Source organism: Aeromicrobium sp. Sec7.5 (genome assembly GCF_036867135.1).
Lineage (GTDB): Bacteria > Actinomycetota > Actinomycetes > Propionibacteriales > Nocardioidaceae > Aeromicrobium.
This window is the reverse complement of the sequence record NZ_JBAJIJ010000002.1, coordinates 355,680-367,958: the sequence shown is the minus strand read 5'-3', so window position 1 is coordinate 367,958 and position 12,279 is coordinate 355,680. Positions and strand designations below refer to the sequence as shown.

The window sequence follows — 12,279 nt, the reverse complement described above, 5'->3', positions numbered from 1 at the left end:
GGCGATCCTAGGTCCGGGCTCGGTCTCCAGCGGCGGACCGAGCGGCGTCCGGAGCGCCCGCGGCCGCGTCGCCGTCGAACTCGAGGAGGTCGTAGACCTGGGGGTCGTCGACGTCGAGCCCGGCCTCGACCGCGCGCGTGTAGGCGACCGCCTCCCGGGCGTCGCGCTGGGTGCTCGTCGTGCCGGCGATCCAGTAGGCGGTCGCGTGCAGGTGGCCCCGCGGCACGCCGCCGTCGAGCAGGTGGCGCCGGATGGCGCGGACGGTGCTGGACTCGGCCGAGACCCAGTACTGGGCCTCCGGTCCGGTCGCGAGGTCTCGGGCGGCCGTGGCGAGCGGGCTGTCGACCCCGACCGACGGTGCGCCCACGACCGGGCGGACCTCGACGTGGCGGCCCGCTCCGAGGAGCGCCAGGTCCTGCTCCGCCGGAGCCTCCGCGACCACGACGACCCGGTGGTCGCTCGGGATCGCCTCGAGGATCGTCGCCACCGCCGGGATCGCGCTGGCATCGGCGACGAGGACGTGCTGCTCGACGCCGTCACCGATCGCGAAGTCGCGCCGGAACCCGAGGAATCGGAGGGGTCGGTCGAGGTCCGGGTCCTGGGCCCAGGCCGCCGACGGGCTGTGCGGGTGCAGGTGGACGTCGGCGTGGAGCGTCAGCTCGGCAGGGTCGAACCGGCGCACCGTGAACCCGCGGATCGCAAACGCCTCCGGCGTGCCGAGCTCGATCTTGAACCCGTCGGCCGGACGGACCGTGTCGTAGGCCGAGAGGCACGCACCACGGAGGGCGACGCGCTGGAAGCTCGGCGAGATCCGCTCCGTCGCGACGACCTTCACCTGATCGTCGATCGAGACCAGACGACTCTGGCTGAGGGTGCGGATCTTCTCGCGGATGGTCGCCATCGAGTGGTCCTCTCGAGTGGTCCGGCGGGGGCGAGTCGCGTGCCGGCGACCCGGTCGGAACCGTACCGGTCCGCCGCTCGGCGCCGAGTGGCGTGGATCGACTACGCGCCTCGGCCGGGCCTTCGCTGGTACCCGACGTCCTCCACCGGGCGGTCGCCGTACCGGGCCGTCCCGAAGTCCCGGACCAGCGAGCGGTCGGCCGGCACACGACGGACGCCGGCCGTCACGGCGTACGCCCTCAGGGCCGCCCGGGTCAGGATCGCGACGACGGCGGACGGCTCGGGCAGTCCGTGCACCTCGCGGAGCCGCGACGGGCACAGGGCGGCGATGACCTGACCGTCCCAGCGTCGCAGGACGCGGGGCAGGCAGCGCTCACCGAAGGCGGTCACGAGCGCAGCGGCGATCTCTCGGCCGTCGTGGCTGGCGATGTGCTCCGCCTGCTCGTAGGCCGCGGACCAGGTGCGCAGCTCGTCGCGCGACGCGGGGATGTCGGTGACGTGCTGGCGCTCGGCGACGGATCGCCAGAACTGCCAGTGCGCCTCGAGCTCGGTGGGCGAGAACAGGGAGACGCCCAGGGCGCCGGTGATGGACTCGGGGTCGAGCGCGAGCGTGGCCAAGGTGTAGAGGGAGTCGCCGTTGCGCAGCGGGAAGTGGGCGTGGATCCGGTTGAGGCGTTCGATCCACTCCTGCCCCATCGGCGAGCCCGGGCCGTGGTCGAGGAGCTGGCCGAAGAACACGATGGTGTCGTCGTTGCGCAGGATCGTCGCGCGCACGATGTCTCCGGTGCCGTGCCGGTAGAGGGTGCGCGCCATCGTGGGCACGGCCACCTGCTTCAGGAATGCCACGGTGAAGAGCGCGTACACCAACGGGCTGAGTCCGTGCAGCGTCACGAGGGACAGGCGAGCGATCTCGTCGGCGTCGCTCACGGGGTCGAGGGCAGCGATCCGCCGACGGACCGAACGGCCCGAGGCGCGCCTCACGGCGCCGGCTCCACCGTGAGCTCGGTCCGGCCGCCGAGGTCGATCTCGAGCGTGGCGCCGCCGCGGGCGTCGGCCACCACCTCGACCTCGGTGGCGCCGCGGACCACGTAGTGGCCGCCCGGGCGGAGACGGTCCACCAGGACCCGCGTCCGCACGGGTTCGCCGCCGGGGTGCAGGACGCACTCCAGGGCCCGGCCGTCGGTCACGGCCTTCGCGACGAGCACGTCCGGGTAGGCCGCCTCGGCGAGCCGGGGGCCGTTCTGCCAGGTCTCGGGCAGGCCGTGCCGCACGAGGTCGCGCACGCCGGCATGACGTCCGAACCTCGCCATCAGCGCATAGAGATTGCCCTGCGTCGAGAGGCCCGTGTAGCGCGCGGCGCCGCCGGAGCGCTCGATCGTCTCCTCGTGGTCGAGCTGGTCCAGCACGCTGGAGGCCACCTCCTCGTCGCCGATCTCACGGGCGGCCATGGCCAGCAGGACCTGGCCGAACGTGGCCTTGCCGAAGGCGTACGAACCGGAATCGCACCGGTTGGCCAGGCTGGGCGGGAGGGAGAACCGGCCCTCGTCCTCCTGCAGCACCGTCTCGCGCATGAGCCACCAGGAGCGGTGGGCGAGGTCCGGCATCGTCGGGTGCATCCAGTAGGTCGTGGGCAGCCAGACGCCGTCGCCGGACCACGGGCTCCACGACAGTCCGAGGGTCTCGGAGCGCACGCCGACGACCCGGCCGTCGGGGCGGTGGAACTCCTCGAGGTACGCCTGCCGGATCCGGTCCTCGAGCTCGTCGAAGTGGGTCGTGCCGTGCAGGCGGTCGTGCAGCGCCAGGGTGTTCACGCCGAACGTGTTGCAGACGGGGTAGATCCACCGCGGCTCGCAGGAGTAGAGCGTGTACTCCGAACGCTCCATGTTGCGCTGGATCGACGACGCCAACGACCCGAACTCGTACGGGTACTCCTCGTCGTCGGACCAGCGGTACGTGAGGGCGCCGGGGCGGGAGAACCGGTCGTCGGAGAGGGTCTCGAACATGCCGACCGAGGCTCCCTGCCAACCCGTGAGCATGATGTTGTCGTCGTTCGCGACCGGGTCGCGGCCCAGGGAGAACCGGCCCCACGCGTTCTCGAGCGCCCAGTAGCCCCAGACGCGGCGGTCGCTCATCTTGGCGATGGACCGGGCGTGGGCCTCGGTCAGGTAGCCCCCGAACGCCGGTGCGGAGTTGTACTGGAACGCCGACAGGGCGTAGCCGAGGATGCACAGCTGGTACCGCAGGGCGGCCTCGCGGAACTGGTCGCGGCGGTCGAAGCCCGCGAAGGACTCGAGCGGCTGCAGGGCGAGGTCGAGCGCGAACCGCAGGCGCGACAGGTCGTCGACCGAGGCCTCCCGCACGGGCAGGCTCGCCTGGGAGGGGATCGTCGTGACGGCGAAGGACCGTGCGGCCAGGCGCTCGTTCAGGTGACCGGCACGACGCAGCCTGAGGCGGTGCCGGATCGCGTGCCAGGTGAACGAGGCCACGAGCAGGGCGGGGACGGCTGCCGCCACGAGCGCCAGCTCGGCGCCCCCGGCTTGGCCATGGCTGATGACCGCCACGGCGACGACGTCGATGGCCCACACGGCCAGGGGTGCGGCGAACGCGCCGATCATCCACCACAGCAGCACGCAGACGGCGAAGCTCGCGAGCACCACGGCACCGTGCACGAGGTGGCCGTTGGCGAGGTGGGCTCCGCCCGGCAGGTAGAGGCTGGCCCCGATGTCGACGAGCGGCTGCCGCCCGGTCACGGCCAGGCCGGTGGCCACGGTCCAGACGACGGCGTAGAGGCCGAGCGCTCGACCCATGGCGCGGCGGGTGACGGGGGAGAGGACGGGGGCTCGGTGGTCGAGCGGCGGCACCGCCACCGATCGGGTCTGCGCCTGGGTCTCGAGTCGGACGTCGGTCATCGCGCAGCCGCCTGGGGGGTGTGGTTCGCCGGGACGTCGTACCGCGCGGGTGGAGGCATCGCGCTCTCCGCCGGGGCGGCGCCGCGCCCACGGAGCCAGGCCCACGGTCGACCGACGACCTTGCCGAGCACCGCGAGGACGGCGACGGCGGCGATGCAGCACACCATGGGGACTCCAATCAGGAACTGCATCGTAGCAGTTTCAGATCAACCTGACACGGCCCGCGCAGCCCTGTCAAGATGAGGCCATGCCAGCCGACGGATCTCGACGGATGTACGCAGGCGTCCCGGAGGAGGCGCGCCGTGCCGAGCGACGGCAGAAGCTCGTGGCAGCGACGCTCGACGCGGTGGGTGAGGGTGGCGTCGTCGCCCTGACCGTCGGGGCGGTCAGCGCCCGCGCCGGCGTGGCCAAGCGGTACTTCTACGAGAGCTTCGACTCCCTCGACGCCTTGCTCTCCGCGACTCTGCAGGAGGTCTTCGACCGGGTGGGGGAGGCGATCGCCTCCACGGCCGTGCGAGCCGACGCCACCCCGGAGGGGCTCGTGCGGGTCGCCGTCGCGGGCGCGATCGACGCGATGGACGACCCGCGGGTCGCGCGTCTCTACCTGGAGTCGGCGGGAAACCCGGCGCTGCTCGCGACGCGAGACCGCGCGGTCGAGGGCTTCGTCGACCAGCTGCTGCTCCAGGTGGCCGGCGGGAAGGTGATCGATCCCCGCGACCGGGTCACGGGCCATCTCCTGGTCTCGGGCTCGACCCACGTCGTCGCGCTCTGGCTCCAGGGTCGCCTCGACCTCACGCGGGACGAGCTCATCGCCCACATGGTGGACCTGGGGGCCCACGCGGCAGTCAGGATCGGCGATCGGGGTGCCGAGGCCTGAGGCTCCGCGGCACGACGTGCGGTGGGGCAGGCCTTCCGCGGCTCAGGCCAGGGCGAGGAAGAGCTTCTCGAGCTTCTTGGTGTCGACGCTGTCGGGGCCCTGCTCGGTCAGGCACTGGTGCAGGCCCGTGGCGACGAGGGCGTAGCCGCCGCGGTTGATGGCCTTGTTGACGGCCGCGAGCTGCGTGAGGGCGTCCTCGCACTCGGCGCCCTCCTCGAGCATGCGGATGACCGAGGCGAGATGCCCGTGGGCGCGCTTGAGGCGGGTCGTGACCGCCTTGACGTCGTCAGCGTCGAGCTGCATGGGAGTCCTCCGGGGTGGCGTCGAGTGCGGCCAGCATGCCAGCGAGCAGGTCGCGGGCCTCGGCTGCGATGGCCGCGAGGTCGGGAGCGTCGCTGAACGACGTCATGACGGCGGGATCGAACACGTCGACGCGGGTCGTGCCGTCGGACTGCGCCGCGACGACCACGTTGCACGGCAGCATCGCGGCCAGCCGCGGGTCGGCCTCGATCGCGCGGTGCGCCAGCTGCGGTCGGCACGCACCGAGGATCACCTGCGGCTCCACCTCGACCCCGAGCTTGGTGCGCAGCGTCGCCTGCAGGTCGATCTCGGTCAGGATCCCGAACCCCGCCTCGGGCAGCAGGTCCCGCACGCGCTGCACGGTCTCGTCGTACGTGGCATCGAGCGTCGTGGTCATCGTGAACGTCGTCATGGGTGACTCCTCGTCTGGTGGGGATCAGAATAACCCCCCGGGGGGATATGTTACGGTCGATCTTACATCCCCCTGGGGGGATACGTCGACTCCAAAGGAATGTTCATGACCCAGTCCCTGACGGCCGCGCCCGACGCGGCCTCCGCGCCCCCCGCGACGCCGGGCCGTCCTGGTCCACTCGGCCGCATGGGTGTGGCGGTGACGCGCCACGGGCGGGGAGTCGCCCTGATCTGGGTGGTCCTGGTCGTCGGCCTGGGGGTGTTCGCCCCGTTCGTCGAGCACCGGCTCTCCGGCGCCGGGTGGCAGGCCGACGGCTCGGAGTCCGTGCAGGTCCGTGACCTGGCGCAGGAGAGCTTCGGCGGCAACGCGAGTCACGCGATCCAGGTCGTCGTCCACAGCCCGGGCGCGCCGCTCACGGAGGGTGAGGGTCCCGAGGTCCTCGCCGAGGTGACGCGGGTGCTCGAGACCGACGACCGCCTGGCGGAGATCGTGGCGCCGATGCCCGGCGCGAGCCTGTCCGCCGACGGCCGGACGGCGGTGGTCCTGGCCGGAGCCGGGGTCGACACCAACGAGATGGTCCGTGTGGCCTCCGACCTGAAGGGCGAGCTCCAGGCACTCTCGACCGACGAGGTCCAGGTCAACCCCACCGGATCGTCACTGCTCTGGTCGGACTTCAACGAGGCCAACCTCGAGGCGATGCTGAAGTCGGAGATGATCTCCTGGCCCGTGACCCTCGGGATCCTCGTGCTGGCCTTCGGCGCCCTCGTGGCCGCCGGCCTGCCCCTGTTGCTGACGCTCGCCGGACTGGTGGCGTCCGCCGGATCGCTCGTGCTGATCAACGAGCTCGTCCCCGTCTCGATCTGGGCGATGAACTTCGCGATGATGTTCTCGCTCGCCCTCGGGATCGACTACGCCCTGCTCGTCGTGGCGCGGTACCGGGCCGCGCGGGCTCGCGCGGGCAGCACCCGGGACAGTGCCGTCGCCGAGACGATGGACACCGCGGGCAAGGCCGTCCTGCTCTCCGGGGTCACGGTGCTGGTCTCGCTGTCGGCGGTCATGCTCGTGCCGTCGCCCTCGTTCCGGTCCATGGCCGGGGGCATCATGCTGTCGGTCGTCTTCGTGCTCGCTGCGACGCTCACGCTGCTGCCGCTCGTGCTCCACCGCCTCGACGACCGCATCAACCGCTTCGCGCTGCCGTGGGCCCGGGCCGGCGAGCACGGGTCGCCCCGCTTCGAGCGCTGGGGGCAGAAGCTCTGGGACCAGCCGCTGCGCTGGGGAGCCGGCGCCCTCGTGGTGCTGATCGCTCTCGCGCTCCCGATCGCCGGTCTGCAGACGGCCATGCCGTCTATCAAGGTCCTGCCCGAGGACGCGAGTGCTCGGGTCGGCTACGACGTGGTGCAGGCCGCCTTCGGCGACGGTGCGCCCGGGACGATCCAGGTCGTCGTGCCGCAGGCCGACGTGGCGTCGTCGGCCACGGTGCTGGCGGCGGACCCGGGCGTGGCCGGTGTCATGCCGGCCGTCGCCGGCACCGATGACAGCGGGCTGGCCATGATCCAGGCCGTCCCGACCGTGGACCCGTCCGACCCGGCCCTGGCCGAGACGGTCGATCGCCTTCGTGCCGACCTGCCGGCCGACGCCCTCCTCGGCGGCGCCGCGGTCGAGAACCTCGACCTGAAGCAGCAGCTCGACACCTCCACGCCGTTGGTCATCGGCATCGTCCTGGCCCTGGGGTTCCTGCTGCTGCTGGTCGCGCTCCAGGCGCCCTTGATCTCCTTGCTCGGCACGGTCGTCAGCCTGCTGTCGACCGCCGCTGCCTTCGGTGTCGCACGCCTGGTGTTCCAGGACGGCTACGGGGCCGGCCTCATCGGGTTCGAGCCGCAGGGCTTCCTCGACGCGTGGGCGCCGGTGTTCTTCTTCGCGATGATCTTCGCGATCGCGATGGACTACACGGTCTTCCTGCTCGCCTCGGCCAAGGAGCACTGGGAGCGCACCGGCGACGCCAAGGACGCGATGGTCGGCGCTGTCGCGCAGTCGGGACGCATCATCTTCGCCGCCGGTGGGGTCATGGTCGCGGTGTTCTTCACCTTCGCCCTGGCGGGTCCGCTCCCGCCCAAGGAGATGGGCGTGATCCTCGGTGTCGCGGTGCTGCTCGACGCGTTCCTGGTGCGTCTGGTGCTGCTGCCCGTGATGCTGCGGCTCACCGGACCTGCGGCGTGGGCCAGCCCGGCGTGGTTGCGGCGCGTCCTGCCGAACATCTCCTTTGCCCACGACTGATCCCCTCGACCCTCATCCACGCCCACTTCCTCCCCGACGAAAGGCAATCCTCATGACCACGAACGAGACCGGCTCGAAGGTGCTGAACGACCTGCGCCCCCTCCACCGCGACCTCCGCCACGCGATCCCCGACGTCTACCAAGGCTTCGGCGAGCTGAGCAAGGCCGCCTTCGCCGAGGGGGCGCTCGACCGGAAGACCAAGGAGCTCATCGCGTTCGCGATCGGTGTCGTCGAGGGGTGCGACGGCTGCATCGCCTCGCACGGGCAGGCTGCCGTCCGCGCCGGAGCCACGACACAGGAGGCCGCGGAGGCCATCGGGGTCACGTTCCTGATGCACGGCGGGCCCGCCACGATCCACGGTGCACGCGCCTACGAGGTCTTCCGCGAGTTCGCCGGCGAGGCCCCTGCCGCCGCCGAGGAGGGCTGAGCGTCATGTGCCGACCCGTGCGATGCAAGCAGTGCAGCAAGGTCACCTGGGCCGGTTGTGGTCAGCACGTCGCCGCAGTCCGGGCGATGGTGCCCGACGACAACTGGTGCGCGGGCCACCGGGACGAGCGCCCTTCGCTCTGGGCGCGGTTCCGGGGGCCTGGCCGGGGCTGAACCCGTCGGCGGGGCCCGGCGACGGGTCCCGCCGTCAGGCGGTGGTGGGCGTGCGGAGCAGGTCGGCGAGGTCGTCGAGCGCACCCGGGACCAGGGCGTAGAACGACCAGGTGCCGCGCTTGGTGCGGGTCAGGAGCCCGGTGTCGACCAAGACCTTGAGGTGGTGCGACACGGTGGGCTGGGACAGGGCAACCGGCTCGGTCAGGTCGCACACGCAGGCCTCGGCCCCCTCGTGCGCAGCCACGAGCGACAGCAGACGCAGGCGGGTCGGGTCGCCGATGGCCTTGAACTTCGCGGCGAGGGCCGTGGCGCTCTCGGCGCTCATCGCCTCGCGCACGATGGGCGCACAGCACAGGTCGCCGGCGTCGAGGACGGTCAGTTCGGTGGCCATCGGTCCAGTATGACCCATGCATTGACATCCGTCGATGGATCGCTACTGTTGTCCTGGATCGACGATCGTCGATGGAAGTGAATGGTGGGTGAACGCCCCACCAGGCGCGCGCAACCAAAGGACCGCCCGTGACCCAGTCAGCCCCGACGGCCAGCAGCGAGGCCGCCGTCGTCGCGAAGCTCTCGACCCTCGACCGGTTCCTGCCGGTCTGGATCGCCGTGGCCATGGCCGTGGGCCTGGTGCTCGGCCGCACGTGGGAGGGCTTGGTCGACGCGCTGGAGTCGTTCACGATCGGCTCGATCTCCGTGCCGATCGCCGTCGGCCTGCTCGTCATGATGTACCCGGTCCTGGCGAAGGTCCGCTACGACGAGACCCGACGGGTCACGGGCGACCGCAGCCTCCTGATCGCGTCGTTGGTGCTCAACTGGCTCGTCGGTCCGGCCCTGATGTTCGCGCTGGCCTGGTTGCTCCTGCCGGACCTGCCGGAGTACCGCACGGGCCTGATCATCGTGGGCCTCGCCCGCTGCATCGCGATGGTCATGATCTGGAACGACCTGGCCTGTGGTGACCGCGAGGCCGCTGCCGTGCTGGTCGCGATCAACTCGGTCTTCCAGGTGTTCGCTTTCGCCGCACTGGGCTGGTTCTACCTCCAGACGCTGCCGGAGTGGCTCGGCCTGTCGACCACCAGCGCCGAGTTCTCGGTCGGGGCGATCACGGCGAGCGTCCTGGTGTTCCTCGGGATCCCGTTGCTGGCCGGGTTCCTGACGCGCGTCGTCGGCGAGAAGGCCAAGGGGCGCGAGTGGTACGAGGAGACGTTCCTGCCGCGCATCGGCCCGTGGGCGCTCTACGGCCTGCTGTTCACGATCGTCCTGCTGTTCGCACTGCAGGGTGACGCGATCACGAGCAACCCGCTCGACGTCGTGCGGATCGCGCTGCCGCTGCTGGCGTACTTCGCGATCACCTTCGCCCTCGGCATGGTGCTCGGCCGGGCCCTGCGCCTCGGCTACGCCAAGACCGCCACGCTGGCCTTCACGGCCGCGGGCAACAACTTCGAGCTCGCCATCGCCGTCGCGATCGGCACGTTCGGTGCCACGTCCGGCCAGGCCCTCGCGGGCGTCGTCGGACCCCTCATCGAGGTCCCCGTCCTGGTCGGCCTCGTCTACGTGGCCCTCTGGTCGCGCCGCTACTTCACCCCCGCAGGAGACCCCACATGAGCATCACGGCACGCGACACCCACGAGGCCACGATCGCCGACCTGGCCTACGCCTTCGACGGCACCTTCGCCCGCGCCCGCATCGAGCAGGCCGTCACCGAAGCGCGCGAAGCGCTGGAGCCGAATGCCGCCATCACGACCTACCTGCCGATCTTGGTCCGCCGCTACGCCACCGAGCTGCTCACCGCCCAGGCGCAGGCCGACGGCACGCGGGTCAAGACCGTCCCGGAGATCCTGTTCGTGTGCGTGCACAACGCCGGCCGGTCGCAGATGGCGGCCGCGATCGCCGAGCACCTCGCTCCCGGACGCGTCCACGTCCGCTCCGCCGGCTCGGCACCGACGGGCGAGATCAATCCGCAGGCGGTCGCGGTGCTCGCCGAGCGCGGCATCGACCTGACCACCGCCTACCCCAAGCCACTGACCGACACCGTGCTGCACGCCGCGGACGTCATCATCACGATGGGCTGCGGTGACACCTGCCCGATCTTCCCCGGCAAGCAGTACCTCGACTGGGACGTCAGCGATCCTGCCGGCGCCACGCTCGACCAGGTCCGCGACATCCGCGACGACCTCCAGGGCCGCATCACCGGCCTCCTGCGCGACCTCAACCTCTGAACCGAAGGACATCGTGATGACTGATTCCAAGCCCTCCGTCCTGTTCGTCTGCGTCCACAACGCCGGCCGGTCGCAGATGGCCGCAGGCTTCCTGACGAACCTCGCGGGCGACCGCGTCGACGTCCGCTCGGCCGGATCGATGCCCGGCGACCAGATCAACCCTGTCGCCGTCGAGGCCATGGCCGAGGTCGGCATCGACATCGCCGGCGAGCAGCCCAAGAAGCTCACCGACGACGCCGTGATCGCCTCCGACGTCGTCATCACGATGGGCTGCGGCGACGAGTGCCCCTACTTCCCCGGCAAGCGCTACGAGGACTGGGTGCTCACCGACCCCGCAGGCCAGGGCATCGAGACCGTTCGGGAAGTCCGCGACGAGATCAAGGCACGCATCGAGGGCCTCATCGAGTCGCTCGTTCCCGGCACGGGAGCCGTCGACCATGCCTGAGACCCGCGAGCAGCCGGTCGTCGTCATCGGCGCCGGTCCGGCGGGCCTGGCTGCGGCCGCGCACCTGCGTGCGCGCGACCTTCCCGTCCTCGTCCTGGAGGCGGGCAGTGACGTCGGCGCGGCGGTGCGGGAGTGGGGTCACGTCCGTCTGTTCTCGTCGTGGTCCGAGCTCGTCGACCCGGCGGCGCGGGCGCTTCTGGAGCCCGCGGGCTGGGCGGCGCCGAACCCGAAGCGGTACCCGACCGGGCGGGACTGGGTCGACTCCTACCTGCAGCCGCTCGCCGACGTGCTCGGCGAGAGCGTCAGGCTCGACACGCGCGTCATCGCCGTGACTCGCTCGGGACGCGATCGCCTCGTGTCCTCGGGGCGTGAGACGTCGAGCTTCACGGTCCACGTCGAGACGTCCACCGGCCGCGAGGTGCTCGCCGCCCGGGCGGTCGTCGACGCCTCCGGCACGTGGGGTCGCCCCAACCCGCTGGGCAGTGACGGCTTTCCCGCGATCGGTGAGATCGAGAACGCGACCCGCATCAGCTACCGGATGCCCGACCTGACCGACGACGCGGTGGTCCAGCGGTATGCCGGCAAGCACGTCGTCGTCGCAGGATCCGGCGCCTCGGCCAAGGGCGTGCTGATCGGTCTCGTCGCGCTCGCGAAGCTGCACCCCGACACTCGCATCACCTGGTTGGTGCGCCGACCCACGGTCAACGCGACCTTCGCCGGCAGCGGCCAGGACGAGCTCCCCGCCCGCGGCGAGCTGGGCCAGCTCGCTCGGGATGCCGTCGAGACCGGACCGGTCGCGACCGTGAACGGCTTCCGCACGTCCGCGGTGGCGTCGGACTCCGGCGGCCGCCTCACCCTGACGTCGGACCGTGGCGCGGAGGTCGCGGGCGTCGACGAGGTCGTCGTCCTGACCGGCTTCCGGCCCGACCTCTCGTTCCTCTCCGAGCTGCGGCTCGACCTCGACCCCGTGCTGGAGTCACCGCGAACGCTGGCGCCCCTGATCGACCCGAACGAGCACTCCTGCGGCACGGTCTACCCGCACGGCGCCGCCGAGCTGGCCCAGCCCGAGCCGGGCTTCTATCCCGTCGGGATGAAGTCCTACGGTCGCGCCACGTCGTTCCTGGCCCTCACCGGCTTCGAGCAGACCCGCTCGGTCGCCGCTGCCATTGCTGGTGACCACGAGGCGGCGGCCCGCGTCGATCTCGTGCTTCCCGACACCGGTGTGTGCGGGGGAGCGGGGACCTTCGAGGACGAGGCCGCCACGGATGGCGGTGGGTGCTGTGGTGCCCCCGCCGCTCCTGAGCTCCTCACGCTGGGCGGTCCGGCGTCGAGCTGATCCGCCC

14 protein-coding genes are annotated in these 12,279 nt (G+C 71.6%); 7 read left to right on the top strand and 7 right to left on the bottom strand.

Annotation, left to right across the window (positions count from 1 at the left end; all coding sequences use genetic code 11):
• Nucleotides 1–7: 7 nt before the first annotated feature.
• From V6S66_RS15100 to V6S66_RS15085, 4 genes are all read right to left on the bottom strand, one after another.
• Nucleotides 8–901, bottom strand: coding sequence for a siderophore-interacting protein (locus V6S66_RS15100; protein WP_334207607.1), 894 nt, complete (start codon nt 899–901; stop codon nt 8–10).
• A 101-nt stretch (nt 902–1,002) separates the two neighbouring features.
• Entirely contained in the window at nt 1,003–1,827 is an 825-nt protein-coding gene (locus V6S66_RS15095; RefSeq protein WP_334207606.1) for an oxygenase MpaB family protein, read from the bottom strand.
• A gap of 50 nt (nt 1,828–1,877) precedes the next feature.
• Nucleotides 1,878–3,809 carry a linalool dehydratase/isomerase domain-containing protein gene (locus tag V6S66_RS15090; protein WP_334207605.1) on the bottom strand — a complete coding sequence of 644 codons (1,932 nt, stop codon included), beginning with the start codon at nt 3,807–3,809 and terminating at the stop codon, nt 1,878–1,880.
• Nucleotides 3,806–4,000, bottom strand: coding sequence for a hypothetical protein (locus V6S66_RS15085; RefSeq protein WP_334207604.1), 195 nt, complete (start codon nt 3,998–4,000; stop codon nt 3,806–3,808). Before V6S66_RS15085 ends, V6S66_RS15090 begins: the two co-directional genes overlap by 4 nt.
• 56 nt (nt 4,001–4,056) lie before the next feature.
• Between V6S66_RS15085 and V6S66_RS15080 the strand changes: the two genes are divergently transcribed.
• Nucleotides 4,057–4,686 (top strand): TetR/AcrR family transcriptional regulator, encoded by a 630-nt coding sequence (locus V6S66_RS15080; RefSeq protein ID WP_334207603.1) that lies wholly within the window; start codon nt 4,057–4,059, stop codon nt 4,684–4,686.
• Between the two features lie 42 nt (nt 4,687–4,728).
• Here V6S66_RS15080 and V6S66_RS15075 read toward each other — a convergent pair whose 3' ends face one another.
• A complete protein-coding gene (locus V6S66_RS15075) occupies nt 4,729–4,989 on the bottom strand; it encodes a metal-sensitive transcriptional regulator (protein WP_334207602.1) in 261 nt (86 codons plus the stop codon).
• Nucleotides 4,973–5,398, bottom strand: coding sequence for a DUF302 domain-containing protein (locus V6S66_RS15070; RefSeq protein WP_334207601.1), 426 nt, complete (start codon nt 5,396–5,398; stop codon nt 4,973–4,975). The genes V6S66_RS15075 and V6S66_RS15070 overlap by 17 nt, the downstream gene beginning before the upstream one ends.
• 105 nt (nt 5,399–5,503) lie before the next feature.
• On the opposite strand from V6S66_RS15070, the gene V6S66_RS15065 reads away from it, so the two are divergent.
• Entirely contained in the window at nt 5,504–7,672 is a 2,169-nt protein-coding gene (locus tag V6S66_RS15065; RefSeq protein ID WP_334207600.1) for an MMPL family transporter, read from the top strand.
• A 52-nt stretch (nt 7,673–7,724) separates the two neighbouring features.
• Nucleotides 7,725–8,099, top strand: coding sequence for a carboxymuconolactone decarboxylase family protein (locus tag V6S66_RS15060; RefSeq protein WP_334207599.1), 375 nt, complete (start codon nt 7,725–7,727; stop codon nt 8,097–8,099).
• A gap of 207 nt (nt 8,100–8,306) precedes the next feature.
• Here V6S66_RS15060 and V6S66_RS15055 read toward each other — a convergent pair whose 3' ends face one another.
• Nucleotides 8,307–8,663 (bottom strand): ArsR/SmtB family transcription factor, encoded by a 357-nt coding sequence (locus tag V6S66_RS15055; RefSeq protein ID WP_334207598.1) that lies wholly within the window; start codon nt 8,661–8,663, stop codon nt 8,307–8,309.
• 128 nt (nt 8,664–8,791) lie between these two features.
• Here V6S66_RS15055 and arsB point away from each other — a divergent pair, with 128 nt between their 5' ends.
• Genes arsB through V6S66_RS15035 form a run of 4 tightly spaced genes read left to right on the top strand, consistent with a single transcriptional unit; the run spans nt 8,792 to nt 12,272 of the window.
• Entirely contained in the window at nt 8,792–9,877 is a 1,086-nt protein-coding gene (arsB, locus tag V6S66_RS15050; RefSeq protein ID WP_334207597.1) for an ACR3 family arsenite efflux transporter, read from the top strand.
• A complete protein-coding gene (locus V6S66_RS15045; protein WP_334207596.1) occupies nt 9,874–10,491 on the top strand; it encodes an arsenate reductase ArsC in 618 nt (205 codons plus the stop codon). Before arsB ends, V6S66_RS15045 begins: the two co-directional genes overlap by 4 nt.
• A 16-nt stretch (nt 10,492–10,507) precedes the next feature.
• Nucleotides 10,508–10,936, top strand: coding sequence for an arsenate reductase ArsC (locus V6S66_RS15040; RefSeq protein ID WP_334207595.1), 429 nt, complete (start codon nt 10,508–10,510; stop codon nt 10,934–10,936).
• The gene (locus tag V6S66_RS15035) at nt 10,929–12,272 is read left to right on the top strand and encodes an NAD(P)-binding domain-containing protein (RefSeq protein WP_334207594.1); all 1,344 of its coding nucleotides are present in this window, start codon (nt 10,929–10,931) and stop codon (nt 12,270–12,272) included. Before V6S66_RS15040 ends, V6S66_RS15035 begins: the two co-directional genes overlap by 8 nt.
• The last annotated feature ends 7 nt before the right edge of the window (nt 12,273–12,279 follow it).

Excerpts from the sequence above, each read along its gene's own strand:
- V6S66_RS15060 (WP_334207599.1), top strand. The coding sequence starts at position 7,725 with ATGACCACGAACGAGACCGGCTCGAAGGTGCTGAACGACCTGCGCCCC.
- V6S66_RS15045 (WP_334207596.1), top strand. The coding sequence starts at position 9,874 with ATGAGCATCACGGCACGCGACACCCACGAGGCCACGATCGCCGACCTG.
- V6S66_RS15040 (WP_334207595.1), top strand. The coding sequence starts at position 10,508 with ATGACTGATTCCAAGCCCTCCGTCCTGTTCGTCTGCGTCCACAACGCC.
- V6S66_RS15075 (WP_334207602.1), bottom strand. The coding sequence starts at position 4,989 with ATGCAGCTCGACGCTGACGACGTCAAGGCGGTCACGACCCGCCTCAAG.
- V6S66_RS15035 (WP_334207594.1), top strand. The coding sequence starts at position 10,929 with ATGCCTGAGACCCGCGAGCAGCCGGTCGTCGTCATCGGCGCCGGTCCG.
- V6S66_RS15100 (WP_334207607.1), bottom strand. The coding sequence starts at position 901 with ATGGCGACCATCCGCGAGAAGATCCGCACCCTCAGCCAGAGTCGTCTG.
- V6S66_RS15055 (WP_334207598.1), bottom strand. The coding sequence starts at position 8,663 with ATGGCCACCGAACTGACCGTCCTCGACGCCGGCGACCTGTGCTGTGCG.
- V6S66_RS15085 (WP_334207604.1), bottom strand. The coding sequence starts at position 4,000 with ATGCAGTTCCTGATTGGAGTCCCCATGGTGTGCTGCATCGCCGCCGTC.
- V6S66_RS15070 (WP_334207601.1), bottom strand. The coding sequence starts at position 5,398 with ATGACGACGTTCACGATGACCACGACGCTCGATGCCACGTACGACGAG.
- V6S66_RS15065 (WP_334207600.1), top strand. The coding sequence starts at position 5,504 with ATGACCCAGTCCCTGACGGCCGCGCCCGACGCGGCCTCCGCGCCCCCC.
- V6S66_RS15080 (WP_334207603.1), top strand. The coding sequence starts at position 4,057 with ATGCCAGCCGACGGATCTCGACGGATGTACGCAGGCGTCCCGGAGGAG.
- V6S66_RS15090 (WP_334207605.1), bottom strand. The coding sequence starts at position 3,809 with ATGACCGACGTCCGACTCGAGACCCAGGCGCAGACCCGATCGGTGGCG.